The organism is Ruminococcus sp. D54t1_190329_F1, from assembly GCF_015551645.1.
Lineage (GTDB): Bacteria > Bacillota > Clostridia > Lachnospirales > Lachnospiraceae > Blautia_A > Blautia_A faecis.
In genome coordinates this window covers 125,195-148,205 of record NZ_JADNDC010000006.1, presented here as the reverse complement: position 1 = coordinate 148,205, position 23,011 = coordinate 125,195, and the positions used below count along the sequence as shown (strand labels likewise).

Sequence of the window (23,011 nt, the reverse complement as noted above, 5' to 3'; positions counted from 1 at the left end):
ATCAATATAACAAGCCCCAGCAAAAAGCCGGGGCTAATACTTCAATTATTTTAGGACATTTTCAAAAACGCTTGACAGCAATTTTTTCATATTTTATAAACATTTATTAAAATTGATTTCCTCTAAAGTAAAAAATCTGCCTGTGAATTTTCTCATCACAGACAGATCTCACATTATTATATTAATTTACTTACTGCTCTTTTTCATAAAGAAATTCTTCCGGTAAAGTAACATGAAAGTCTTTGGCTACTGCGCGGAAATCATCAGGAGTAATGGTCTGAAGCTTACGCGGTGCCATGGACATTACCTTCACCAGGATTTCCGCAGACTTCTCTACTGTATGGAGAAGGCCAAAGGTCAGGTCAAAGTCCTCACCGGAGCAGAACATTCCATGATGTGCCCAGATAACAACGTCATATTTCTTCATCAGCTCAGCTGTTTTTACTGCAATTTCTCTTCCGCCTGGTACCATCCAGCCTACAACGCCTACGCCATCCGGGAAAACAACCGGGCATTCTGTTGCAGACTCCCACAGCTCTCTTGTAAATACCTTGTCGTCCAGTGGAAGGACAAAGGTTAATGCGATGGTGTTGGTTGTATGTGCGTGATAAATAACACGATGTCTGCCGTTTGTAAGCTTCTTTTTTACCTCATGATTCATAAGGTGGGTTGGAAGCTCGCTGGTTGGGCGGCCGCCTTCTACCAGTCCCCAGCGGATCCTGTAATTAACACCCTTGTCATCCAGTTCAATGATTGCAAGACAGGCTTCCGGGTCAACTGCTATGTTTCTGAAATATTTGCCACTTCCGGTTACCAGGAAAAACTCTCCTGCAAGTCCCGGCACCTCTGTGCCGATAGGCTGCCACTCGCCTGGTGCATTCAGACGGGGACGGATCATTTCTACTTCTTCTGCTTTCAGACGATAGCTTAAGTTTCCACCGTTTCTCTCATGCCAGCCCTGCTGGAAACCATCGTCCGCCATTTTGATAAAGCCCTTCATAAATTTGGAATCTAAAATCTTCATACCATCTTCTCCTCTTTTATTTTTCGTATCGCCAACTGACGTTTCCTAATAGGAAAAACAATTGTCAGCTGATCGCAATTATGGTCTCAGGGCGTGTTTGTGAGCCCTTTCTTATGAGACCATACGAATACGCTGCGTCCGTTCTTTTTCTTCTTACAGGTATCCGGTATGCTTTTGTTTGCTCTTCTTGTTTACAGACTCAGTATAACACCAATTCTCATTTTGGAAAGAACCTTACTTGCCAAATTGTTTTCCGCTTTTTGCAAATAAGGACCCAAAATAAAAATTTCTGTTTCTAGAGCCTTTTTTTCCAATAAAATAGTAAAAAAATATAATTCTAAATTTTTTGAAAAAAAGTAAAAAAAGTTGTTGACAATTTGCGACAGTTGATAGTATAATAGCAAAGCGAGCTGCGGGAGAGAAATAAATTTCACAGTTTGTATATGGGGTCTTAGCTCAGCTGGGAGAGCATCTGCCTTACAAGCAGAGGGTCACAGGTTCGAGCCCTGTAGGCCCCATACTTATGAAATGAATATGGCGAGATAGCTCAGTTGGCTAGAGCACGCGGTTCATACCCGCGGTGTCGAGGGTTCGAATCCCCCTCTCGCTATTATAGATGTTGCAGATTGCAGCATCTATTTTTTTTATCTATCAGCGAAGCGGACCTGGAATGTCCGCTTCGCTACTTGCTCATGAACGCAGTCGCTTCGCGATCTGTCAGTGGGAGTTTTCAAGTCAAACGCCATAAAACTTGGCATGTATTTTTTCCAGTTAATAATTTTTAAAGGAGTAACTGCATGAATATTGACCCATCTATCCGTAAACTTCTTGATAATGAAGCTACCATCCACGAAGCTCAGATCCGCGCTTTGTTCCAGACTCTTGACCGCAGGTTTGGGCTTCGTGGAGCTTCTGTGCCTATCCGCTTTGGTTACGATGAGGCTGTACTTGGCTCTTATACACCTGCTTCTTCTCATGAAAAGGAAGGCTTCTATTTTTCCCTTCTGTTTATTGGTTATGCCGTAAAGAAGCCTCTTTCCAAAGAGGATCGCCTGGATCTTTATAAGCACGAATACGCCCATTATATGCAATACAATATGAAAATCCCGGCGCAGTATAACTGGCAGGCAGGAAAGCATGGGAGCGCCTGGAAATACTGCTGTTCTCTTGTGGGCGCCGCGCCTACTCCTTATTACAGAATCGGAGAAAGCCTTCTGAAGCACAATTATGACAAAGCTCTGAAAAACCCTATCCATGACAAGACAGTTCCCATCCGGGACACCTACCGCCGTGAACAGGCCTACAAAAGCGCCAAACATAGCGAAATAAAATTCCAGGTAAACGATGTGGTAACTCATCCCAAATTTGGGGAAGGTACTGTAGAGGAAATCGTACAACTGTCCAATTCCGTCAGACTGCATATCCGGTTTGCAGATGATGAGGTAAAAAAGATTGACCAGAAATGGCTGCTACGGTCTGGTCATAAATAGTTATATTTTTACAAAACCCAATAAACTTATCATATAAAAGGAGTAAAAAGCCATGAAAAAAAATCATCATCTACACCGGCAGATTCACCTCTGCCTCATCATTTTACTGCTTCTATTTTGCAGTTCAAGCCAGGTATTTGCCGCAGCAAGGGTAAATGTGAAAAATACCAGGATTAAATTATCAGCCACAAAGCTTACTTATAATAAAAAGGTACAGCGTCCAAAAGTAAGAGTAACTTATAAAGGAAAAGTCTTGAAGGAAAAGAAAAACTATATTGTAAAGTACTCTAAAGGCTGCAAAAAAGTAGGAACTTACACGGTTCAGATTATTGGAAAAGGCACTTATACCGGCACTGCTAAAAAACAGTTTGTCATTTTACCGCCGAAAGCCCAGATAATGAATATCTATGCAAAAACAGCAGCTGCAACTGTAGTAGTAAAAAGACAAACCTCCCAGACCAGTGGTTACCAGCTGCGCTATGCCACTAATTCAAAACTAAAAAATGCAAAAACTATAACAGTCAAAGGTAACAAAAACAACACAATTTTTCTCAATGGCCTCCGTGCCGGGACTACATATTATATGCAAACCCGCACTTACATGACCGTTAAAGGAAAAAAATACTATTCCAAATGGTCTTCTACAGGCCATTGCACAACAAACAGAGAGACAAACAGTACCCACCAAAGTGCAACCCCTACACCTACACCAACGCCTACATCCACACCGGTTCCTACACCCACACCGATTCCCAAAACTGATCTGCCTGCACACGATAAAGAAGGAACTGCACCAGCTAAATATACATATGAAATTTATGGTCTGGACAAACAGAAGGCAGATATTTACACCCGTTGTCCCAAACCTTTTTTTATAAAGACAGACAATCCGGATCCGAACTCTTTTTCCTTGATTTTTAATGGAAATGACTCGCGGACCAGCGCATACAGAAGTGGTTCATCTCGTTTCTTTGATGATATTCCTTTAGAAAACAATGACTCAGAAACTACTTCATTAGAGAAAGTAAAAGGCGGTTATATCAAATACGCGATATTTTGGGAAGCAGGAACCAACACTGTAGAATTCAGGGAATATTCATCATCAGGTTATACGGTTGCAAATACAGTGACATTAAATGTTCTGGATTATGATCAGGCAAAAAACGCATGGATGATTGACATTATTAACAAAACTACAACTGCTGATATGACTCCTTTTGAAAAGATGGACGCTATAAGTGCCTACCTCAGAGAACCAGGCCGCTTTAAATATTTAACACAATATAACGATGATACAGTCAATCTGGCAGCAGATCCCAATGTTCCATTTTTTGTAACTTACCGTTGGGACTCTAGCACATCACCGGCAATTCTCGGTAAGTTCGCTGAATTAGTCGGTGGATTTGATGATATTCATTATTGCTTTAATGATTATCCGGTTGGCTCTCCATCATGGTCCATATGGCATTATGTGGTAAAGCTTACTATAGGAAATGAGACGCGAAACTACGCCGTTTGCCCAATGGCTTCAACCGGCAACGTTGAAGAAATCAAAATGATTGATTTTTCCGATCTGAGTAATATGCGAAAGTTCGGATAATCTTAATTTAACAAATCAAATAAGTCCCCATCCCACTGTTTTAATTGCAAAAAACAGTGAATGGGGACTTTTTTCGATTATTCTATTTCTTAAGCTTCATTTTTACCGGCTCATACGTAGTATTCGTTTCATAGTCATATCCCCGTATTCCGATTTCGTCGGCAAGGTCCGTTTTCTGATAGCTTCTCTGGAAGGTGGCTTCTTTTCCAACCTCTGCCACCTCTGAACCACCGCCAAGGTCGGAAAGCTGCCACAGATTTCCATTCAGATCCATTACGTCAAGGGAAATACTGTCGCACTCTTCTAAGAAGATGCAATGGATTGTGACGTAATCGCCCACTTCTGTTTCTTCTATATCTGCGGACAGGATCTTTACTTTTCCATCTGCAGTTATCCCTTCACCATCCACAGGCACATAGGTCATGTTTTTCCCCTGGCTCTTATCTTCCAGCTGAAAAGTAATATTTGTACGCATCACATCATCAACGCACTTAGCATCAGGAAGCGTGGCAGTTCCAATGCAGGAAACGGTAAGATTCTTACTCTCATTTGTCTTTACCGCGGAAGAATAGAAATCTACTACATCATCTTCCAGATTTCGATAATCTCCCACTGCTGTTTCAATGCCAAGATCTGAATCAAAATCAAAGCTGGCTCCAACCTTTACTATGATCAGCCCTTTTTCTGCGGCATATTCTCCTATTGTCTTGTCACTTTCAATTCCAAGATTTCTTACAGGATCCTCATTCATGGTATCTTGTCCTGCCAGAAGATACTTGCCTCTTTCTTTCGCTGTGACTTCCATCACCACCTGGACGCTGTTCTTATCACATAGGGCTTCCTTCACGGTGTAAGTGAGAATGGAATCGCCATCTTCCTGCTGCACCGGATCTTTTTCAATCATCCCCTTGGCTTCTTCCGGCAACTTATTTCCAACTTCCTGGAAAAATCCGGAAATTCCTATATACTTCTCTGCTGCAAAAACAGTGGCACCAAATGCCATCACTGCCGCAAATGTCAGGATTAAACTGCGCTTCCAGTTTTTCCGTGTACCAATTTTTCCCATTCTGTCAGTGCCATTTATTACTTTTCCCGTTTTTTCTTCTTTCTGATACCCTCTATCGGACTCTGCCGAATTCTCTATCATTTCCAATGTCTCATCTACACGCCTGCGCACACATTCCGGCACTTCTGTTTCTTCTGAAAAAACATCAAACAATTTATCATCCATGAATATATCCTCCTTCATACTCTGCACGAAGCTGTTTTCTGGCTCTGGAGAGCCTTGTAAGCACTGTATTCTGGCTGATTTCCAGAAGAGCGGCAATTTCCTTTACACTAAGGGATTTGCTGTAATACAAAAGCATCACCACCTGGTACTTCTCTTCCAGGGATGCCAGGATTTCCTTCCACTCACAATCTACATAGCCTGATTCCTCGAAGATTCCCTCTTCCATTTCCATCGTAGGAAAAACACGGCCTTTATGCCGAAGCATTTCATTGCAGTTATTGATCAGAATCCGAATCATCCAGGTTTTGAAGTAAGAATCCTTTTTTAAAGTGGAAAGCTTCTCATAACACTTTAAAATCGTTTCCTGTATGGCATCTGCCACATCTTCGTCATTCTTCAGATAGGCCCAGGCTACTTTATACATGCTCTGGGTATTCATCCGGATGAGCTGTGCAAATGCACCGGAATCTCCGGATTTTGCCTTTTTCACCAAATTTTCCATAAGGTTTTTCGCTCCTTTTTGTGTTCTGCAGTACACGAAATTAATTGCTGTATTTCCTTTTACATACATTAGATGGAAATAGCCTGGAAAATATTTCATTAAAATTATTAAATATAGCGCAAGAACTATATTGATGGCAATGCATCTGCGATGACGAAAATCAAAGTAATGAAGATACAAAAAATATCCTGGATAAGTTACAATGCGGAAAAAGCTTTGTACTTACCAGGATATTTCTTTTTTAACGTTTTATTTGCAACGTTTTATTTGAAGTACTCAACACCGGACTCAAAGATCTGAATATCCTGCTGTCCATAGATGTTGATTGCAACGCCATTGTCGCGGCGCTCGCTATGTGCCATCTTACCGAGAACACGTCCATCCGGGCTTGTGATACCCTCAATGTTATAGGTAGATCCGTTGATATTGGATTCTTCGGACTGATCCAGCTCTCCGTTTGGATTTACATACTGGGTAGCTACCTGACCGTTTGCAAGGAGCTTAGCAAGCCATTCATCGTTTGCTACGAAGCGTCCCTCACCGTGGGAAGCCGGGTTGCAGTATACACCGCCAAGTGTGGCTTTCTGCAACCATGGAGACTTGTTGCTTACAACCTTTGTGTAAACCATCTTGGAAATATGACGTCCGATGGTGTTATAGGTCAGTGTAGGAGAATCCTCTTTCTGTCCGCAGATCTCACCGTATGGAACAAGTCCCAGCTTGATCAGCGCCTGGAATCCGTTACAGATACCAAGTGCAAGACCATCTCTCTCATTTAACAGCTTCATAACTGCCTCTTTGATCTTTGCATTCTGGAAGGCAGTTGCAAAGAATTTCGCAGAACCGTCTGGCTCATCACCAGCGGAGAAACCGCCTGGGAACATGATCATCTGTGCCTGATCAATGGATTTCTCAAATATTTCCACAGAATCACGGATATCCTCTGCACTTAAGTTCTTAAATACCTTAACGTCTACCTCAGCTCCGGCTCTCTCGAATGCCTTTGTACTGTCGTACTCACAGTTTGTTCCCGGGAATACAGGAATGAATACACGTGGTTTTGCTACTTTATGCTTGCAAACATAAATGTTCTTAGTATTGTAAACACCATTCTCATAGGTTGCTTCTGGATCTGCTGTCTTTACAGCCATGGCAACTGGTCCGTCATTTTCTTCGCCGGAGGTTGTCTTGAATACTTTCTCCAGAGTGCCTGTCCATGCCTTGTAAGCCTCATCCAGAGTGATCTCAGCGTTTCCGTAGGAGAATTTACCATCAGCTGTTACTTCACCGATCACGGTGTATGTGATGGAAAGCTGACCAACCTTTTCAGCCGGAACTTCCAGAACCAGATCGCCGAAGCCTGGTGCAAAGAAGTCTCTTGTATCCAGGCTATGCTCAATCTTCACGCCCATTGCATTTCCAAATGCCATCTTGCTGACAGCTGCAGCAATACCGTGACGGTCAAGTGCATAAGCGGAAACCACTTTTCCAGCCTGCATATCATTGTGAAGCTTCTCATACTGCTCCATAATGCCTGTATAGTCTGGTAAATCGTACTGATCCTTGGGTGCACGAAGCCATACCAGTTTATTTCCAGCCTTTTTCAGCTCTGGTGTGATCACATCCTGAAGCTTGGCAACATCCACTGCAAAGGAAACCAGTGTTGGCGGAACATCAATGTCATTGAAGGTTCCGGACATACTGTCCTTACCACCGATAGACGGAAGACCGAATCCCATCTGTGCTGCATAAGCACCAAGAAGTGCTGCAAATGGCTGGCTCCATCTCTTTGGATCCTCTGTCATACGACGGAAGTATTCCTGGAAGGTGAAACGGATCTTCTTATAATCACCGCCTGCTGCCACGATTCTTGCAACAGATTCTGTCACTGCATAAGCAGCTCCGTGATATGGGCTCCAGGAAGATAAGTATGGATCAAAGCCATAGCTCATCATGGTTACTGTATTGGTAGTTCCATTCTGTACCGGTACCTTGGCAACCATTGCCTGAGTCTCTGTAAGCTGATTTTTACCTCCATAAGGCATCAGAACGCTTCCTGCACCAATGGAGCTGTCAAACATCTCTACAAGGCCCTTCTGGGAGCATACATTTAAGTCTGCCAGTGTGGAGAGCCATTTTTCTCTCACATCGGCTACGTCCGGACGCTCTTCAAAAAGGTTGCCCTCTTTATTCGGAATTTCAACTTCTACAGTTGTCTCCTGATGTGCACCGTTGGTATCAAGGAATGCACGGGAAATATTTACAATCTCCTTTCCTCTCCAGGAAAGCACCAGTCTTGGCTCTTTTGTTACAACAGCAACCGGAACTGCTTCCAGGTTCTCTTCGTTTGCAAAACCAAGGAATTTCTCTACGTCTTCCGGAGCAACAACAACTGCCATACGCTCCTGGGACTCGGAAATTGCGATCTCAGTACCGTCAAGACCTGCATATTTCTTCGGAACTTTGTCCAGGTCGATCTGAAGACCAGGTGCCAGCTCTCCGATTGCTACGGATACACCGCCTGCACCGAAGTCGTTGCATTTCTTAATAATATAGCTGACTTCCTCACGACGGAACATACGCTGGATCTTACGCTCTGTAGGTGCATTTCCTTTCTGTACCTCAGCGCCGCAGACCTCGATAGAAGCCTCTGTATGTACTTTGGAGGAACCGGTAGCACCACCGATACCGTCACGTCCGGTACGTCCGCCAAGAAGGATGATGATATCTCCCGGATCAGAATTCTCACGGATAACTGCACGTCTTGGAGCAGCACCCATAACAGCACCGATCTCCATACGTTTTGCAACGTAGTTCGGATGATAGATTTCTTTTACATAGCCGGTAGCAAGACCGATCTGGTTACCGTAGGAGCTGTAGCCGTGAGCTGCGCCACGAACCAGTTTCTTCTGCGGAAGCTTGCCTTTCAAAGTCTCTTTTACGGAAACAGTAGGATCGGCTGCTCCTGTTACACGCATTGCCTGATATACATAAGTACGTCCGGAAAGCGGGTCACGGATTGCACCGCCAAGGCAGGTAGCTGCACCACCAAATGGCTCAATCTCTGTCGGATGGTTGTGTGTCTCATTCTTGAAGTTGATCAGCCATTCCTCTTCTTTTCCATTTACATCAACCGGCACTACAATACTGCAGGCATTGATCTCGTCGGACTCTTCCTGATCCTGAAGCTTGCCTTCGGATTTCAGTTTCTTCATAGCCATAAGAGCAAGATCCATCAGGCAGACGAATTTGTCGTCCCGTCCCTTATAAAGGACTTCTCTGTCGGAAAGATATCTGTTATAGGTATCAACGATAGGAGTTTTATAATCACCCTCGTCAAATTTCACCTGTGTAAGCTCAGTGGAGAATGTGGTATGACGGCAATGGTCAGACCAGTAAGTATCCAGAACACGGATCTCGGTCATGGATGGATCACGCTTCTCCTCGTTCTTAAAATAGTTCTGGATATGAAGGAAATCCTTGAATGTCATAGCAAGGTTCAGGGAGCTGTAAAGCTCCTTTAATGGTCCTTCTTCCATATCACGGAAGCCATCAAAGATCTTGACATCTTCCGGGTCTTTGAACTCTGTAACCAGTGTCTCCGGCTTCTGAAGGCCTGTCTCACGGGAATCTACAGGGTTAATGCAATGATTTTTGATTGCCTCGAATTCTTCCTCTGTAATGTCACCTTCGATCACATAAGTAGTTGCTGAACGGATGATTGGCTGTGCATTTTCGTCCAGGAACTGCACGCACTGTACAGCGGAATCTGCTCTCTGGTCAAACTGGCCAGGAAGGAATTCTACAGAAAAAATATGTGCGCCATCTGCTGCCTCGAATTTTTCCAGGTAAAGGTCATCTACCGGAGGCTCGGCAAATACGGTATGGCATGCTTTTTCAAATACATCATCAGAAATATTCTCTACGTCATAGCGGATCAGTTCCCGCACGTTTGTTACAGTCTGAATGCCCAGATAAGAGCTGATCTCATGCTTCAGTTCTTTGGCTTTTACGGCAAAGGATGGTTTCTTTTCTACGTATACTCGTCTTACGTTACTCATTGGAAAACTCCTTTCGTGAATGTGAAATCATAGTGTGGTGTGCTTTTTCATTTTGAAAAAATTGGATGACTGCGTAAAACTGCATCCATTCTTGCATATTTTCGTTTATTATAGTATCATAGGTTTTATCATAAGTAAAATTAATATATCTTATATTTTTTATTACTGTTACTTCTATATGTAAATAAACATGGCTCATCAGTCATAGCAGAGTTTGAGTTACTGTTCACTGACAATATTCCGCGAGGTGTTTTTTGTGAACAAAGTTCACAGAAAACCCGAGAATTAAGTTTGCGCAGCAAACGCTACTTCTTGTGCTTGTCACAAGAAGGTTCGTCTTTCTGTGCATCGCGAAGCGTGTTACTGGTCACGGAGTGGACAGTAACGAGTTTGATTTTGGAGGATTTATATATGGATATCAATCTTGAATTATACAAATGCTTTTACTACGTTGCCACCACCTTAAGCTTCTCTGAAGCCTCCCGCCAGCTGTTCATTTCCCAGTCTGCGGTAAGCCAGGGAATCAAGACTCTGGAAAAAAAGCTGGGACGAGAACTGTTTTTCCGAAGCACCAAGAAGGTTTCCCTTACCCCTGAGGGAGAAATACTTTTCCAGCATGTCAAACCGGCCCTGGAAATGCTTTCCCAGGGAGAGGCACAGCTTCTTGAGGAAGACAGACTTCAGGGGCAGCTTCGGATAGGGGCAAGCGATACCATCTGCCGGTACTTTCTGATTGACTACCTGAAGCGCTTTCATCAGGATTATCCCGGAGTGTGGATCAAGGTCACAAACAGCACCTCCATGGGCTGCGTGGAGCTTCTGGAAAACCGTCAGGTGGACCTGATCGTAAGCAATCTTCCCAATTCCCGGCTTACCGCACACACAAAAGTACAGATGGTAAAAGAATTTCGGGATATTTTTGTTGCCAATCCGGACTTCTTTCCACTTGAAGGAAAAGCCCTGGAAATAAAGAAGCTGATAGAATATCCTCTTCTCACCCTTTCGTCCAAAAGCACAACAAGTGAATATCTTCATCAGTTTTTTGCATCCCACAGACAGAATCTGATTCCGGAGGTTGAGCTTAACAGCAATGATCTGCTTATTGATCTGGCACGCATTGGTCTTGGAATTGCCTGTGTTCCGGATTACATGCTGGCTTCTTTACGGGGACAGGAAACCTCTCTGATAGAGGTCAGCCTGAAGCAGCAGCTTCCGCCCAGACAATTGGCCCTTGTATATCACGAAAGCCTTCCCTTATCCCAGGCTGCCCAGAAGTTTTTTGACTATTTTTCATCAAAAAGCACAAAAACTACTTCTTTTTAGCATATTTTGATAGCTAAATATTACCATATCATGTACAATGTAGATGTATGAAAAAAACAATGGGAGGTATTAAATTTTATGGATCTTTCAACTTTGGTAAAAATGTCAAACACTTACGGAAGCAATCCTGCTTACGTTCTTGCAGGCGGTGGAAATACTTCTGTCAAAGATGAAACCACACTGTATGTAAAGGGCTCCGGTACACAGCTTGCCACCATTAAGGCAGAGGAATTCGTTGAGATGAGCCGCGCCCGTCTCAATGAGATCATGAAAACAGAGTATCCGGGAAATGACACAGAGCGTGAAGCTGCCTATCTTGCAGATGTAATGGCGGCAGTAACAGATGCAGATAAGACCAAGCGTCCAAGCGTGGAAGCATTACTCCACAATTTATTTGCATATACCTATGTACTGCATGTTCATCCTACTCTTGTAAACGGTCTGACCTGCGGCAATGGCGCAAAGGCACTTTCCGAGCAGCTTCTTGGAAAAGAGGTTCTCTGGATCGACATCTGTAAACCAGGATACACTCTTGCACGTATCTGTTATGAGAAAATGAACGCTTATAAAGAAGAATTTGGAAAAGATGTTCAGGTTCTTCTGCTTCAGAATCACGGTATTTTCGTAGCTGCAAATACCGTAGAAGAGATTGGTGTTTTATTTGATGGCGTGATCTCCACCCTTGAAAAACAGGTAAAACGAACAGCTGACGTCAGCGATGCTGTTACCCCGGAAAAAGAGGCTGCTGCACAGAAGCTTTCCCAGCTGCTCGGACATGCTGTAGAGGTTGTACCGGCTGCTGAAGTAGATAATTTTGTAAAAAATAAAGAAGCTGCCGCACCGCTTCTGAAGCCTTTCACTCCTGATCACATTGTATATTGCGGTCCATATCCGTTATTTATTGAAAACATTGATCAGGCAAAAGAAGCACTGGATGCGTTTATGACTGAAAATGATAAAGAGCCAAGACTGATCCTGGTTCAGGGCGTTGGTGCATTTATTATGGAAGATGACAAGGGGAAAGCTGCCAAGGCCCAGCTTCTGGCTAAGGATGCCATCAAGCTTGCAGTCTATGCAGAAAGCTTCGGCGGTCCGCTTCAGATGACAGATGAGATCACTTATTTCATTACCCATTGGGAAGCAGAAGCTTACCGCAGTAAGAAATAAAGAAAAGAAAAAGATTCTGGTAAAAACAGGATGTTACAATCTTGTTTTTACACAGAATCTTTTTTGCAAATTATATGCCACAATTTGTGTGATTTTCTATAGTGTTCTCAGCCTCTTACTGTGGCATAACCCCATCTGCTGCTTCGATATACGGATTATCGATCTCATCAAAGGCGCCCTCGTCAACCTTGGCTGCATAGGCCGGGTCGATTGGCATTTTGCCAAGAACCGGAACATTCAGGGATGCGGCGATCTCGTCAATGTGGCTTTCGCCGAATACTTTCAGCTCTTTGCCGCAGTCTGGACATTTCACATAGCTGTAGTTCTCTACAAGACCCAGAACCGGCACCTTCATCATTCCAGCCATATTGTATGCCTTCTTCACGATCATGCTTACAAGATCCTGTGGAGAGGTTACGATCACGATTCCCTGGATCGGAAGGGACTGGAATACAGTCAGCGGAACGTCGCCTGTTCCTGGCGGCATATCTACGAACAGGTAATCTACATCACCCCAGATAACGTCTGTCCAGAACTGTTTTACCATATTGCCAAGGATCGGTCCACGCCAGATTACCGGAGTGTCCTCAGTTGGAAGAAGCAGGTTAATGGACATAACCTTGATTCCGTTTTTGGTCTCCATAGGGAAAATACCGCTGTCGTTTGCCTGGGCAGCACCTTTCAGGCCATACATTTTCGGGATGGATGGTCCTGTGATGTCTGCGTCAAGGATTCCTACTTTATAGCCTTTCTTTGCCATTCTGTTTGCAAGAGATGCTGTCACGAAGGATTTTCCAACGCCGCCTTTACCACTTACAATACCGATCACATGCTTTACATTGGACATTGCATTCATTGCCGCCTGCATGCTCTGCGGATTTTTCTTGCTGGCACAGCCTTCACAGCTTGATTTGTCGCAAGTCTTGCTGTCACATTCTTTTGCCATTTTTATCTATCTCCTTTTTCCTTATTTATTTCATAAACCTGTCAATTGCACGTTCCAGTTCCTTGATAGCGTCCTTGTCTCCATGCTCTACCGCGTCCACAATACAGTGTTCAATGTGATCCTGTAAAATAATCTTGCCTGTATTATTAATAGCAGATTTCACTGCGGAAAGCTGGATCAGCACTTCGCTGCAGTCCCGGCCGTCTTCCACCATACGTTTGATAGATTCCAGGTGTCCGATTGCCCGGGAAAGCCGGTTCAGTACAGCCTTGGTCTGTGCATGACTGTGGTGATGTCCGTGTTCTCCATGGGAATGCATGACAGTGGTGCCATCTTCCAGAACATGGGTATGCATATGCTCTTCCTCGCCTTCATGCAGGTGGTTCTCTAAATGTTCTTCTATCATGTCATCCTCCTGTTTTTCCAACCATTTCGCATATCCAACAGTGTTCTGTGGATGGTTTCTGACTGGTGTAATTCTTTTGAAGCACGTCCGTTTATTATAACATACTTCCCTTAAATATGCACTATTTCTGATGATTGTATTAAAAAATATGCCTTAGAGCCTGTTTGAAAAATCATTCCCGCAATCTGCACGCCCTACTTTGCGGTATATTTTGTCTGAATTCGGTTGCCGCAGCCCGCTACGGCGCCCTCATCCGGACAAAATCTCCCACAAATTGTGACGCACATCTTGCGGAAAGCCTTTTTCAAACATGCTCTAAGGTCGTTGTTGTAAGCAGTAGCTTAAAATCCGCTTCGTGACCTGCAGCTTATATTTCCGTAAAGGAACATCTCTGTTTGATCTGGGAGGTCTGGATGTCAAATATGATGGTGCCATCTTCCAGAACCGTCTTCTCATAGGTTACTTCTTTTCCCTTAAATTTATTCTTTACATATTCTTCCGGGTCTTCTATCTCCACCTCATCTACAAACACATCCCGCATCTGATTCCTGGGGCATTTGTTGAAAATTTCCCAGATTACTTCATACTCTTTCATATTCTCACCTGCTCTCGTATAATAAGTTTGCAGGCAAGAAAAATCGCTTACAGACTTATTTCTTTTTATGGTATAGAGGTAAGGACATCTAAGAGGTATTCCCCTCTTCCCTCGTAAAATCATCTGCTTCTTTGTCAGCTCCCGCATTTGCATTACTGTTTCCCCAGCTGACTGCAGATGTTTTTCACAATAAAGTGAATCCTTTTTCCATAAATTAATTTCATTATAGATATTTTGTACTTTTTTGTCAAAAATAATTGAACTTCTTCAGAGAATGTCGTATCATAGAAACATTAAAACCGAAATGACATGAAGCGAAAAGGAGATATAGCCATGCAGCTTTTAAAAGAACGTATTCTGAAAGATGGCGTTGTGAAACCAGGCAATATATTAAAGGTAGACAGTTTCCTGAACCACCAGATGGACATTGACCTGATCAATGAGATTGGTAAGGAGTTTAAGGCGCGTTTCTCAGACTGCCCCATCACCAAGATCCTCACTATTGAAGCTTCCGGTATTGGCATTGCCTGTATTGCAGCACAGTATTTTCATGTTCCTGTAGTATTTGCCAAGAAATCCCAGAGTGTAAACCTGGACGGCGAGATGTACTGCACCAAGATTGAATCCTTTACCCATAAGAAAGTTTATGATGTTATTATTTCCAAGAAGTTCCTTAGTCCAGAGGATCACGTACTTCTTATTGATGATTTCCTTGCAAATGGCTGTGCTCTTCTCGGACTGATCGATATTGTAAAGAAATCCGGAGCTACTCTTGAAGGTGCCGGAATCGTAATTGAGAAGGGCTTCCAGCACGGCGGACAGCAGATCCGCGATATGGGTGTCCGTCTGGAATCTCTGGCTATCATTGATTCCATGACAGATGATTCCCTGACCTTCCGCGATTAATTTTTAAGAGCAAAAATACCAGTAATCACCAAACGATTACTGGTATTTTCATTTTACTTACGTATTTTCATTTTACTTCCGTTTTATGCTTTTCCACTACTCTGCAGCTTGCTATTGCTCTCCTGGTTTTCTCCATCCTTTACAGCCGGAACTTCTTCTGTGCTCACTTCAGGCTCATCCTTTGGAATTACCTGGCTCTTTTTCTCAGGCTCACCACCTTCCGGTGTAAGACTCGCCTCCGGCGTCACTGTCACTTCCGGTGTCGGACTTACTTCCTCGGGAACAGGCGTAGGAAAGGCTTCCGGCGCGATCATTTCTGCCAGATAGAATCCATTATCCACAAGAATCTGATAATTATCCTTATCGATCAGCTTTCCATCACAGGTAACCGTTCCAATGATCTTCACACCATTATCATACTGGGAATAATTATTGATATCAACGTCATCCCCATTCAGGTAGGTTTCCACCAGCTTCGTCAGGGCTTCTGCCAGATCCCGGCGATCCAGCATGACTGTAAAACCGATTTTTTCTTCTGCCACACTTTTAACAGCATCTGCATCTGCATTTACACCTGTGATCAGAGGCCAGTTCTCATCACCAGGCTGGAGCTGCTCTTTTTCCAGAAGCTCCAGAGCTGCCAGAGCAAAATCATCAGAAGCAGTGCAGATAATATCCGGAGTTTTCTCCAGAGAATAAAATTCGTCTATCTCAGATTTCAGCTGCTTCTTCGCAGTATCTGTATTCTGATCCATAATGCTGGTTTCATCAAAAGTCACACGGCCGGAACGGCAAATCAGGGTACCATCGTCAATATACTCCTGCAGAACCTCCATTATTCCGTTAAACAGGAATAACGAGGCGTCATCAGCTGGAGAGCCCATAAGAAACTCTATGGTACGGGCACCTCTGTCTTCCCGGACTTTATCCAGTTCTTCTTTCTCTACAATATTTTTGGCAATCTCTTTTCCAATTGCACGCATATTAAAAGTGACAAAATATTTCACGTTGGGCGTATCCATGATCAGATTGTCATAGTCAATCACCGGAATTGAGAGCTCGGAAGCCTCTTCCAGTACATCTGTAAGACCATATGGATCAACAGGTGAAATTACCAGTGCTTTCAGTTTCTCATCCTGAAGAAGCTCCCTGATCTGTTCTGCCTGGGTGTCAGAATCGTCCCCGGCAAAATACATAGCAGCTTCATAACCTGCCTCTTCCAGACGTGATTTCAGTTCTGTACGCTCCAGACTGCTGTTGATATCCTCTCCCTCTTCCGGAAGCAGAACCCCCACCTTATCAAGATTTTCCTCCGGTGCTTCAGTTGTCTCACTTTCTTCTGAATTTTCATCACTTTTATCACTGTCCTGTTTATCGGACTTTCTATTCGTATCCTTTTTGCTGTCAGCGTCCTTCGTGTCTCCAGTGCCCTCATTTTCGTCCTCAACGCTCTCTTTTACAGCCTCGGTGGCTTCATTTTTACCACAGCCTGTGAGAAAAGCACTGCACACCAGAAGTCCGGTAAGAAGTCCTGCAATTTGCTTTTTCATAAAAATTCCTTTCTATGTAACTTCATATCATTCTCTATTTTCAAGCTTTTTCAAATAGTATACTTACTTATATTCTTTCAGGATTCCCTTCAGATAATCACGGTAAGCCTGAACTGACTTCTTAGGCTTCATAAGGATTACATCTTTCCCCATGCCTGTAAGCCATCCGTAAAACTCAGAGGTCTCATCCACCTGCACCGCAGCAACGAAAGTATCCTCTTCTTTCTCCTTGTACTGGGCATAATTTCCAAGTGCTGCCATAACTTCTTTCTTTTTCTTGTTTCTGCAAAGAAGTCTCACTGGTTTATCCTCCTCAGAATCTGATGGTGGAAGCAGCCAGGAATTTTTTGCTTTTTTATGAGCCTCGCTGGAAAATACACTCCCCTCAGTCTCTGCTCCAACACTATTTGGAGCAGAGTTTTGCGGATTTGCACCATTCTTTTCGGTAATAGCTGCACTTACGCTTTCTGCGGCTGCCTCTCCGGCAACATAATATCCGGTATACTTTCCTCTTTTAAACTTAATGTCCATGCCAAAGCTTCTCAGCACTTCCATATCGTCATAAATACTTTTTCGCTCAGCACTGACTCCGTTTTCCTGAAGTTTTCCGATAATTTCCTGCATAGTGCACGGATGTGTTTCACTGGTCTCTCTCAATATTTTTTCAAGATAAAGGATTTTCCCTTTTTGATTGATTCCTTTTGCCATATCGTTCCCCTTATTTTTATCTGTACATATCCCAGAGCGTGTTTGAAAAAAGGCTTTCTGCAAGGCAGGAATAATTTTTCAAACAGACTTTGGAGCTTGTTTGTATCAGTTCTCTTTTACAAAGCGATGATATACGTAAGCATTTGCTGCTTTCTCTTCTGTATCATCCAGCGGCGCAAGCCGGATTTCCTTTCCGTATTTCTGCTCAAGGGCATGTGCGATCAGCCAGTCTGCCAGCTGCGGATTCTTGGGTAGAAGCGGACCGTGAAGGTACGTTCCGATTACATTCTTGTAAACCACACCCTCATAGCCTGTTTTTCCATCATTTCCAGAGCCATAGAGTACTTTTCCCAGAGGCTTGCAGTTATTAATGCAGGTTCTTCCTCCATGGTTCTCAAATCCAACCACAGGCATATCAAAAAGGTCGCTTTTCAGCACAATATTGCTGATCAGACGTCCCTCTCCCTGTTCGGTGTAAAGATCTACCAGGTCAAGCCCTGTAATGGTTCCCTGATCTGTCTTATAATATTTTCCAAGAAGCTGGTAACCACCGCAGATAGCGATAACTACGCCTCCATCTTCCACATATTTCTTAAAATCCGGCTGAATTTCCTTCAGTTTCTCACAAACCAGCATCTGCTCCCTGTCGGAACCACCGCCCAGTAGCACAATATCCAGTCTGGAAAAATCAATCTTGTCACCCAGTTCAAAAGCAATGGTCTCTGCCTCAATTCCACGCCACTGGCAGCGTCTCATAAGGCACTGGATATTTCCTCTGTCTCCATACAGGTTCAGGAGATCAGGATATAAATGTCCGATTGTCAGTTTCATTCCTTTTCTCCCTCCATTTTCTTAAGAATATTATGAGTGCTGAATAATGCAGTGTAGTTTACCAGAACGTAGAGATTGCCTACGCCGTCTTCAATTCTTTTTCGGATCGCTGTTTCCACATTTTCCTCAAGCATAACCGGAATGTCCACATATTTCATCCGGAGGCGCATATCCTGGCAGCGGATACCGCTGACTGTAATGGAATGAATGCTTGCATCGCCCAGAAGGTCAAAATCCACATCCCAGAGCCAGGAAATATCTGTTCCATCCTGTGCATTGTCGTTGATGGTGATAATAATATCTTTCTGTGTTTTATCCTGCATAACTGCGGAAATATTCTGGTTAAAACCGGCAGGATTCTTTGCAAGATTCAGCATAACACCAGTGCCTTTAATACGGAACTGTTCCATACGACCATTTTCCGGATTAAATTTCTGAAGCATATTCTGGAAATGCTCTCCGGAAAATCCAGCTGTACGCAGCCCGGCATAAGCAGCCAGAATATTATATACATTATAAAAGCCTTTGTAATTGGCTGTAAGGTGCTTATCCTCCACCTGAAAGGACAGTTGATCACCAACCTTTACATCATGGGCATCATATTTGATTTCCGGTCTTGCAAAGCCACAGGATGGGCACTTGTAATCCCCCAGCTGACTATAGTGGTAAAAACTGTATTCCAGCCTGGCACCACACTTTTTACAAAAACGTCCTTCCCGTATCTCGTTTGCCGCACTCTTCTGGACAGGCTTACTGATTCCGTATGTGATATACGGATTGCCGCTGTCCATAGCAAGATACGCCGAAAGCGCATCATCCGCATTTACGATTACCTGCATTTTCGGTACTGTGCGGATCATCTCTTCCAAAATGTTCATGGTAATATCAATTTCACCGTAGCGGTCCAGCTGGTCGCGGAACAAATTAGTCAGAAGCATGTAGTCCGGCTTCAGGCCTGGAAATACATGGCGGGTAGAAGCCTCGTCTACCTCAATGCAGGCATAATCTGCATCCAACCTGCCTGTAGGTCCGGCAGCCAGCACAAAGGCTGCTACAACGCCGTTTAACATGTTAGAACCGGTGTGATTGCAGACTACTTTCTGCCCTTCATTTTCAAGGGCTGCGCAGAGCATGTTGTTGGTGGTTGTCTTACCGTTGGTTCCACAGGTTACAAATATTTTCTTCCGCACCTGAGAAGAAAGATCTTCCAGAATGTCAGGATTGATCTTTAATGCGATCTTGCCCGCCCAGGTCACTCCCTGGCGTCCCATTTTCCTGCAGATAAAGCCTGCAGATTTCGCTGCAAAAACAGCAGCCATTGTTCTGATTTTCATGTGTATTTAATCCTTTTTCACTACTATTCACAGGGCAAAGCTCAAAAAGCAATTATGAATGAGCCAATGAATGGCAGTCCTTTTCAAGTATTATTTTCGTATGTTATATAATTAGACAGTGCAGCTTAATTCAGGTTATCTGTGATCAGTACATCTGTACAGACACCTTGCGCCCCATTCGCCAGATATCTTCTGGCTTCCTCTTTGTCATTTATGGTATAAATATATACCAAAATGTCCCGTTCGTCAAAAATTTTCTGCACTTCTTCGGACCAGTAGTCACGATAAATGGTTACAGCCATGATTTTATTGGTTTGACAGAATTCTGCAATATCGTTCAATTCTTCTGTGGTATATTCCTGCCACAGAGAATAGATATATGCAGGAAATTTATACAAAAGTGCTGTTCCAGGATACATGGCTGAATTGTATATTTCCGGGATGATCTGTTTAAGCGTATGCTCGATGCCAGCTTTTATAGAGATTTCCCTGTACTGTGCATAATCCTCAAGAGTACGCTGGTAATTGCGGACAGAATATTGTTTGGAATCTATCATTACAAATGCATCCGGATATTCGTCCAGCAGTTTCAGAAGGTCTTCAAAGGTCATAGGGGTGTATTTCCCATATATAGGCGTATTTAAAAATTCTTCTGAGGATAGAACTTTTCGTTCTTCTCCTTCCCATTGTCCAAGAGACTCTTTCCAGTTATGGCGGCACACCCATACTCCATCACTGGTCTGCGTCAGATCCACCTCAAACAGGCGGCAGCCTTTATCATAATAATTGATAAAGCTTTCTCTGGAATTTAAGTATGTGAGACCGTCAATCCCACCCAGAGCATGCGTTATAATATTGTAATTTTCCCAGTCAAATTCCGGTGTATTCACTGGAATTTCTTTTTTCGCTTCGTACCGGGCGGAGCCTGTCAAAAGCCAGGCTAACAAACAAATTTCTATTAATAAAAGTAACTTTCTCACATTGGTATCCCTAAATTAAGAAAAAAGAGATATCTACGAAACGTAAATATCTCTTTTCTTATAATCAGTAATTCTGTTTCGGATTAAACCAGCTCGATGAGCACTTCCATAGCGCCATCACCTTTACGCTGTCCAATCTTAACGATTCTGGTGTATCCACCGTTACGGTTAGCGTATTTTGGTGCGATTTCCTCGAACATCTTCTTAACCATATCTACATCTTTGGTGTTTTTCTTCTTGCCAGCGCCCTTAGCCGGAACTTCTTTAACCGGGTAGAACACTTTCATCATCTGACGACGAGCGTGAAGTCTGGATGGAGCATCTTTTGTGATCTGCTTCTCAACTTCATCGTAAACAGTTTTCTTCTTACCGTCTACAACTTCTTTCACTCTCTTGCCTTCAGCGTCTTTTCTTGCAACTTTAGCTGTTACAGTAACAGTCTCAAAGTTGTCTTTCTCGCGAACAGCCATAGCTACAAGGCCTTCAGCGATCTTACGGATCTCTTTAGCTTTAGCTTCTGTTGTAACAATTTTTCCATTGTATAACAGATTTGTAACCTGGTTTCTTAACAGAGCTTTTCTCTGGTCAGCTGTTCTGCTTAATTTTCTATATTTTGCCATTTAATTTTCCTCCATCTGTGGGACAGCAGTCCACGCTTGTTCGGTCTTACTGGGCTGCTGCTTAGCAAATCCCCACTGTAATAATCTTACGCGATACCTTTATGGTTATCTTACTCTTCTGTTGGCTGAAGCTGTAAGCCCAGCTCTTTCAACTTGGCAAGTACTTCCTCTAAAGACTTACGTCCAAGGTTACGTACTTTCATCATGTCGTCAGAAGTCTTATTGCAAAGCTCCTCAACAGTATTGATGCCTGCTCTCTTCAGACAGTTGTAAGAACGAACTGAAAGCTCAAGCTCATCAATGCTCATTTCAAGAACTTTCTCTTTCTCATTGTCTTCTTTCTCGATCATAACCTCAGCGGTCTTTGCATTCTCGGAAAGGTCAATGAAAAGGCTTAAATGCTCGCTTAATACCTTTGCTGCAAGGCTTACTGCCTCATCAGGATCCAGCGTGCCGTTTGTGTATACATCAAGTGTCAGTTTATCAAAGTCTGTAACCTGACCCACACGTGTATTCTGCACAACCATATTGACTCTCTCAACCGGGCTGTAGATTGCATCAACTGCAATTACACCGATTGGCATGTCATCTGATTTGCCCTTATCCGCACTCACATATCCGCGGCCTTTTGTAATGGTAAGTTCCATTGCAAGTCTGCAATCCTTACCACCGTTTAAGGTAGCGATTACCTGATCCGGATTCATGATCTCGATATCCTGATCTGCCTGAATATCAGCAGCTGTCACAACACCTTTGCCCTCACACTCAATGTATGCGGTCTTCGGCTCATTGTCAGCACTGTTATTCTTGATTGCAAGACTCTTAAGATTCATGATGATCTCTGTCACGTCTTCTTTTACTCCAGGGATGGAGCTGAATTCATGAAGAACACCATCGATCTTAACCTGACTTACTGCAGCTCCCGGCAGGGAGGACAGCATAATTCTTCTAAGAGAATTGCCAAGTGTAGTACCGTAACCTCTTTCAAGAGGTTCTACAACGAATCTTCCAAATTTTTTATCTTCAGATATCTCGGTAATTTCGATTTTTGGTTTATTAAAATCAAACACTATAAATTTCCCTCCTTCTGGGTTGTATGCAATTGAGGGTATTATCAGGGCTCATTATTTGGAGTACAACTCGACGATAAGCATCTCGTTTACAGGAACGTCAATTTCTTCTCTTGTAGGAAGCTCTTTTACAACGCCCTTAAGATTCTCCTGGTCAGCCTCAAGCCAGTTCGGAACAAGTCTTCCGCCTGTTACCTCAAGGATTCCTTTGTATCTCTCAGAACCTTTGCATTTCTCTTTGATCTCGATGCTGTCGCCAGCTTTTACGAGATAAGAAGGAATGTTAACGCATTTTCCGTTTACAAGAACGTGCTTGTGGTCAACGATCTGACGAGCTTCTTTTCTTGTTCTTGCAAATCCCATACGGAAAAGAACATTGTCAAGTCTTGTCTCAAGCATGATCATCAGGTTCTCACCAGTCTGACCTTTCATTCTGTCGGCTTTCTTGTAGTAGTTACGGAAAGGTTTCTCCAGAACGCCATAAATGAATTTTGCTTTCTGTTTTTCTTTTAACTGAAGACCGTACTCAGATACTTTACGGTTTGCACGTTTTAACTGTCTTGTGGATTTTTTATCAATTCCTAAATAAATTGGATCCATTCCAAGGGATCTACATCTTTTCAGGACCGGTGTTCTATCTACTGCCATCTTGGCTTACCTCCTAATT

At 43.3% G+C, this 23,011-nt stretch carries 20 protein-coding genes, 2 tRNA genes and 2 pseudogenes; 8 read left to right on the top strand and 16 right to left on the bottom strand.

Features of this window, described 5'->3' with window-relative positions; all coding sequences use genetic code 11:
* Positions 1–190 precede the first annotated feature (190 nt).
* Complete coding sequence (gene rhaD / locus I2D69_RS04360; RefSeq protein WP_118578371.1) at positions 191–1,024, bottom strand: rhamnulose-1-phosphate aldolase; 834 nt, start codon at positions 1,022–1,024, stop codon at positions 191–193.
* Positions 1,025–1,469: 445 nt separating this feature from the next.
* On the opposite strand from rhaD, the gene I2D69_RS04355 reads away from it, so the two are divergent.
* From I2D69_RS04355 to I2D69_RS04340, 4 genes are all read left to right on the top strand, one after another.
* A tRNA-Val gene (locus tag I2D69_RS04355) sits at positions 1,470–1,542 on the top strand.
* Between the two features lie 18 nt (positions 1,543–1,560).
* Positions 1,561–1,634, top strand: a tRNA-Met gene (locus I2D69_RS04350).
* Positions 1,635–1,821: 187 nt separating this feature from the next.
* The gene (locus I2D69_RS04345) at positions 1,822–2,514 is read left to right on the top strand and encodes a hypothetical protein (RefSeq protein WP_195379440.1); all 693 of its coding nucleotides are present in this window, start codon (positions 1,822–1,824) and stop codon (positions 2,512–2,514) included.
* 52 nt (positions 2,515–2,566) lie between these two features.
* Positions 2,567–4,114, top strand: coding sequence for a hypothetical protein (locus tag I2D69_RS04340; protein ID WP_195379439.1), 1,548 nt, complete (start codon positions 2,567–2,569; stop codon positions 4,112–4,114).
* An 82-nt stretch (positions 4,115–4,196) separates the two neighbouring features.
* Here I2D69_RS04340 and I2D69_RS04335 read toward each other — a convergent pair whose 3' ends face one another.
* From I2D69_RS04335 to I2D69_RS04325, 3 genes are all read right to left on the bottom strand, one after another.
* Entirely contained in the window at positions 4,197–5,345 is a 1,149-nt protein-coding gene (locus I2D69_RS04335) for a DUF4179 domain-containing protein (protein WP_173718248.1), read from the bottom strand.
* A complete protein-coding gene (locus I2D69_RS04330; protein ID WP_118581320.1) occupies positions 5,338–5,847 on the bottom strand; it encodes a sigma-70 family RNA polymerase sigma factor in 510 nt (169 codons plus the stop codon). Before I2D69_RS04330 ends, I2D69_RS04335 begins: the two co-directional genes overlap by 8 nt.
* A gap of 263 nt (positions 5,848–6,110) precedes the next feature.
* The gene (locus I2D69_RS04325; RefSeq protein WP_195379438.1) at positions 6,111–9,908 is read right to left on the bottom strand and encodes a phosphoribosylformylglycinamidine synthase; all 3,798 of its coding nucleotides are present in this window, start codon (positions 9,906–9,908) and stop codon (positions 6,111–6,113) included.
* A gap of 411 nt (positions 9,909–10,319) precedes the next feature.
* Here I2D69_RS04325 and I2D69_RS04320 point away from each other — a divergent pair, with 411 nt between their 5' ends.
* Positions 10,320–11,231: a LysR family transcriptional regulator gene (locus I2D69_RS04320; protein WP_195379437.1), complete on the top strand. Its 912-nt coding sequence runs from the start codon at positions 10,320–10,322 to the stop codon at positions 11,229–11,231.
* A gap of 78 nt (positions 11,232–11,309) precedes the next feature.
* Positions 11,310–12,398, top strand: coding sequence for a class II aldolase/adducin family protein (locus tag I2D69_RS04315; RefSeq protein ID WP_195379436.1), 1,089 nt, complete (start codon positions 11,310–11,312; stop codon positions 12,396–12,398).
* A 115-nt stretch (positions 12,399–12,513) separates the two neighbouring features.
* Here the strand turns inward: I2D69_RS04315 and I2D69_RS04310 are convergent, their stop codons facing one another.
* From I2D69_RS04310 to I2D69_RS20775, 3 genes and pseudogenes are all read right to left on the bottom strand, one after another.
* Positions 12,514–13,344 carry an Mrp/NBP35 family ATP-binding protein gene (locus I2D69_RS04310; RefSeq protein ID WP_195379435.1) on the bottom strand — a complete coding sequence of 277 codons (831 nt, stop codon included), beginning with the start codon at positions 13,342–13,344 and terminating at the stop codon, positions 12,514–12,516.
* 25 nt (positions 13,345–13,369) lie between these two features.
* Positions 13,370–13,699, bottom strand: coding sequence for a metal-sensing transcriptional repressor (locus tag I2D69_RS04305; protein WP_118581323.1), 330 nt, complete (start codon positions 13,697–13,699; stop codon positions 13,370–13,372).
* Between the two features lie 245 nt (positions 13,700–13,944).
* Positions 13,945–13,998 (bottom strand): annotated as a pseudogene (locus I2D69_RS20775) (DUF6783 domain-containing protein); the annotation flags it as partial.
* On the opposite strand from I2D69_RS20775, the pseudogene I2D69_RS20770 reads away from it, so the two are divergent.
* Positions 13,975–14,109: pseudogene (locus I2D69_RS20770) on the top strand (DUF6783 domain-containing protein); the annotation flags it as partial. The pseudogenes I2D69_RS20775 and I2D69_RS20770 overlap by 24 nt on opposite strands.
* An 8-nt stretch (positions 14,110–14,117) precedes the next feature.
* Here I2D69_RS20770 and I2D69_RS04300 read toward each other — a convergent pair.
* Positions 14,118–14,345 carry a hypothetical protein gene (locus I2D69_RS04300; protein ID WP_118581326.1) on the bottom strand — a complete coding sequence of 76 codons (228 nt, stop codon included), beginning with the start codon at positions 14,343–14,345 and terminating at the stop codon, positions 14,118–14,120.
* 333 nt (positions 14,346–14,678) lie between these two features.
* Between I2D69_RS04300 and I2D69_RS04295 the strand changes: the two genes are divergently transcribed.
* Positions 14,679–15,251 (top strand): xanthine phosphoribosyltransferase, encoded by a 573-nt coding sequence (locus tag I2D69_RS04295; protein WP_118581157.1) that lies wholly within the window; start codon positions 14,679–14,681, stop codon positions 15,249–15,251.
* 83 nt (positions 15,252–15,334) lie between these two features.
* Here I2D69_RS04295 and I2D69_RS04290 read toward each other — a convergent pair whose 3' ends face one another.
* From I2D69_RS04290 to rpsD, 8 genes are all read right to left on the bottom strand, one after another.
* Positions 15,335–16,801: a substrate-binding domain-containing protein gene (locus I2D69_RS04290; protein WP_195379434.1), complete on the bottom strand. Its 1,467-nt coding sequence runs from the start codon at positions 16,799–16,801 to the stop codon at positions 15,335–15,337.
* Between the two features lie 63 nt (positions 16,802–16,864).
* Positions 16,865–17,509 carry a WYL domain-containing protein gene (locus tag I2D69_RS04285; RefSeq protein ID WP_195379433.1) on the bottom strand — a complete coding sequence of 215 codons (645 nt, stop codon included), beginning with the start codon at positions 17,507–17,509 and terminating at the stop codon, positions 16,865–16,867.
* Positions 17,510–17,614: 105 nt separating this feature from the next.
* The gene (locus tag I2D69_RS04280; protein WP_173735070.1) at positions 17,615–18,340 is read right to left on the bottom strand and encodes a glutamine amidotransferase; all 726 of its coding nucleotides are present in this window, start codon (positions 18,338–18,340) and stop codon (positions 17,615–17,617) included.
* Positions 18,337–19,674 (bottom strand): Mur ligase family protein, encoded by a 1,338-nt coding sequence (locus I2D69_RS04275; protein ID WP_118581169.1) that lies wholly within the window; start codon positions 19,672–19,674, stop codon positions 18,337–18,339. Before I2D69_RS04275 ends, I2D69_RS04280 begins: the two co-directional genes overlap by 4 nt.
* A 125-nt stretch (positions 19,675–19,799) precedes the next feature.
* Positions 19,800–20,654, bottom strand: a complete 855-nt coding sequence (locus I2D69_RS04270; RefSeq protein ID WP_118581172.1) for a phosphatidylinositol-specific phospholipase C/glycerophosphodiester phosphodiesterase family protein — start codon at positions 20,652–20,654, stop codon at positions 19,800–19,802.
* Positions 20,655–20,737: 83 nt separating this feature from the next.
* Entirely contained in the window at positions 20,738–21,274 is a 537-nt protein-coding gene (locus tag I2D69_RS04265) for a bL17 family ribosomal protein (RefSeq protein WP_118581175.1), read from the bottom strand.
* Positions 21,275–21,384: 110 nt separating this feature from the next.
* Positions 21,385–22,344, bottom strand: a complete 960-nt coding sequence (locus I2D69_RS04260; protein WP_118581178.1) for a DNA-directed RNA polymerase subunit alpha — start codon at positions 22,342–22,344, stop codon at positions 21,385–21,387.
* Between the two features lie 54 nt (positions 22,345–22,398).
* Positions 22,399–22,992 carry a 30S ribosomal protein S4 gene (rpsD, locus tag I2D69_RS04255; RefSeq protein ID WP_118581181.1) on the bottom strand — a complete coding sequence of 198 codons (594 nt, stop codon included), beginning with the start codon at positions 22,990–22,992 and terminating at the stop codon, positions 22,399–22,401.
* Positions 22,993–23,011 lie beyond the last annotated feature (19 nt).

What these genes read in the sequence shown, in the direction of transcription:
- rhaD (WP_118578371.1), bottom strand. Translation starts at nt 1,024, where the DNA reads ATGAAGATTTTAGATTCCAAATTTATGAAGGGCTTTATCAAAATGGCG.
- I2D69_RS04345 (WP_195379440.1), top strand. Translation starts at nt 1,822, where the DNA reads ATGAATATTGACCCATCTATCCGTAAACTTCTTGATAATGAAGCTACC.
- I2D69_RS04340 (WP_195379439.1), top strand. Translation starts at nt 2,567, where the DNA reads ATGAAAAAAAATCATCATCTACACCGGCAGATTCACCTCTGCCTCATC.
- I2D69_RS04335 (WP_173718248.1), bottom strand. Translation starts at nt 5,345, where the DNA reads ATGGATGATAAATTGTTTGATGTTTTTTCAGAAGAAACAGAAGTGCCG.
- I2D69_RS04330 (WP_118581320.1), bottom strand. Translation starts at nt 5,847, where the DNA reads ATGGAAAATTTGGTGAAAAAGGCAAAATCCGGAGATTCCGGTGCATTT.
- I2D69_RS04325 (WP_195379438.1), bottom strand. Translation starts at nt 9,908, where the DNA reads ATGAGTAACGTAAGACGAGTATACGTAGAAAAGAAACCATCCTTTGCC.
- I2D69_RS04320 (WP_195379437.1), top strand. Translation starts at nt 10,320, where the DNA reads ATGGATATCAATCTTGAATTATACAAATGCTTTTACTACGTTGCCACC.
- I2D69_RS04315 (WP_195379436.1), top strand. Translation starts at nt 11,310, where the DNA reads ATGGATCTTTCAACTTTGGTAAAAATGTCAAACACTTACGGAAGCAAT.
- I2D69_RS04310 (WP_195379435.1), bottom strand. Translation starts at nt 13,344, where the DNA reads ATGGCAAAAGAATGTGACAGCAAGACTTGCGACAAATCAAGCTGTGAA.
- I2D69_RS04305 (WP_118581323.1), bottom strand. Translation starts at nt 13,699, where the DNA reads ATGCATACCCATGTTCTGGAAGATGGCACCACTGTCATGCATTCCCAT.
- I2D69_RS04300 (WP_118581326.1), bottom strand. Translation starts at nt 14,345, where the DNA reads ATGAAAGAGTATGAAGTAATCTGGGAAATTTTCAACAAATGCCCCAGG.
- I2D69_RS04295 (WP_118581157.1), top strand. Translation starts at nt 14,679, where the DNA reads ATGCAGCTTTTAAAAGAACGTATTCTGAAAGATGGCGTTGTGAAACCA.
- I2D69_RS04290 (WP_195379434.1), bottom strand. Translation starts at nt 16,801, where the DNA reads ATGAAAAAGCAAATTGCAGGACTTCTTACCGGACTTCTGGTGTGCAGT.
- I2D69_RS04285 (WP_195379433.1), bottom strand. Translation starts at nt 17,509, where the DNA reads ATGGCAAAAGGAATCAATCAAAAAGGGAAAATCCTTTATCTTGAAAAA.
- I2D69_RS04280 (WP_173735070.1), bottom strand. Translation starts at nt 18,340, where the DNA reads ATGAAACTGACAATCGGACATTTATATCCTGATCTCCTGAACCTGTAT.
- I2D69_RS04275 (WP_118581169.1), bottom strand. Translation starts at nt 19,674, where the DNA reads ATGAAAATCAGAACAATGGCTGCTGTTTTTGCAGCGAAATCTGCAGGC.
- I2D69_RS04265 (WP_118581175.1), bottom strand. Translation starts at nt 21,274, where the DNA reads ATGGCAAAATATAGAAAATTAAGCAGAACAGCTGACCAGAGAAAAGCT.
- rpsD (WP_118581181.1), bottom strand. Translation starts at nt 22,992, where the DNA reads ATGGCAGTAGATAGAACACCGGTCCTGAAAAGATGTAGATCCCTTGGA.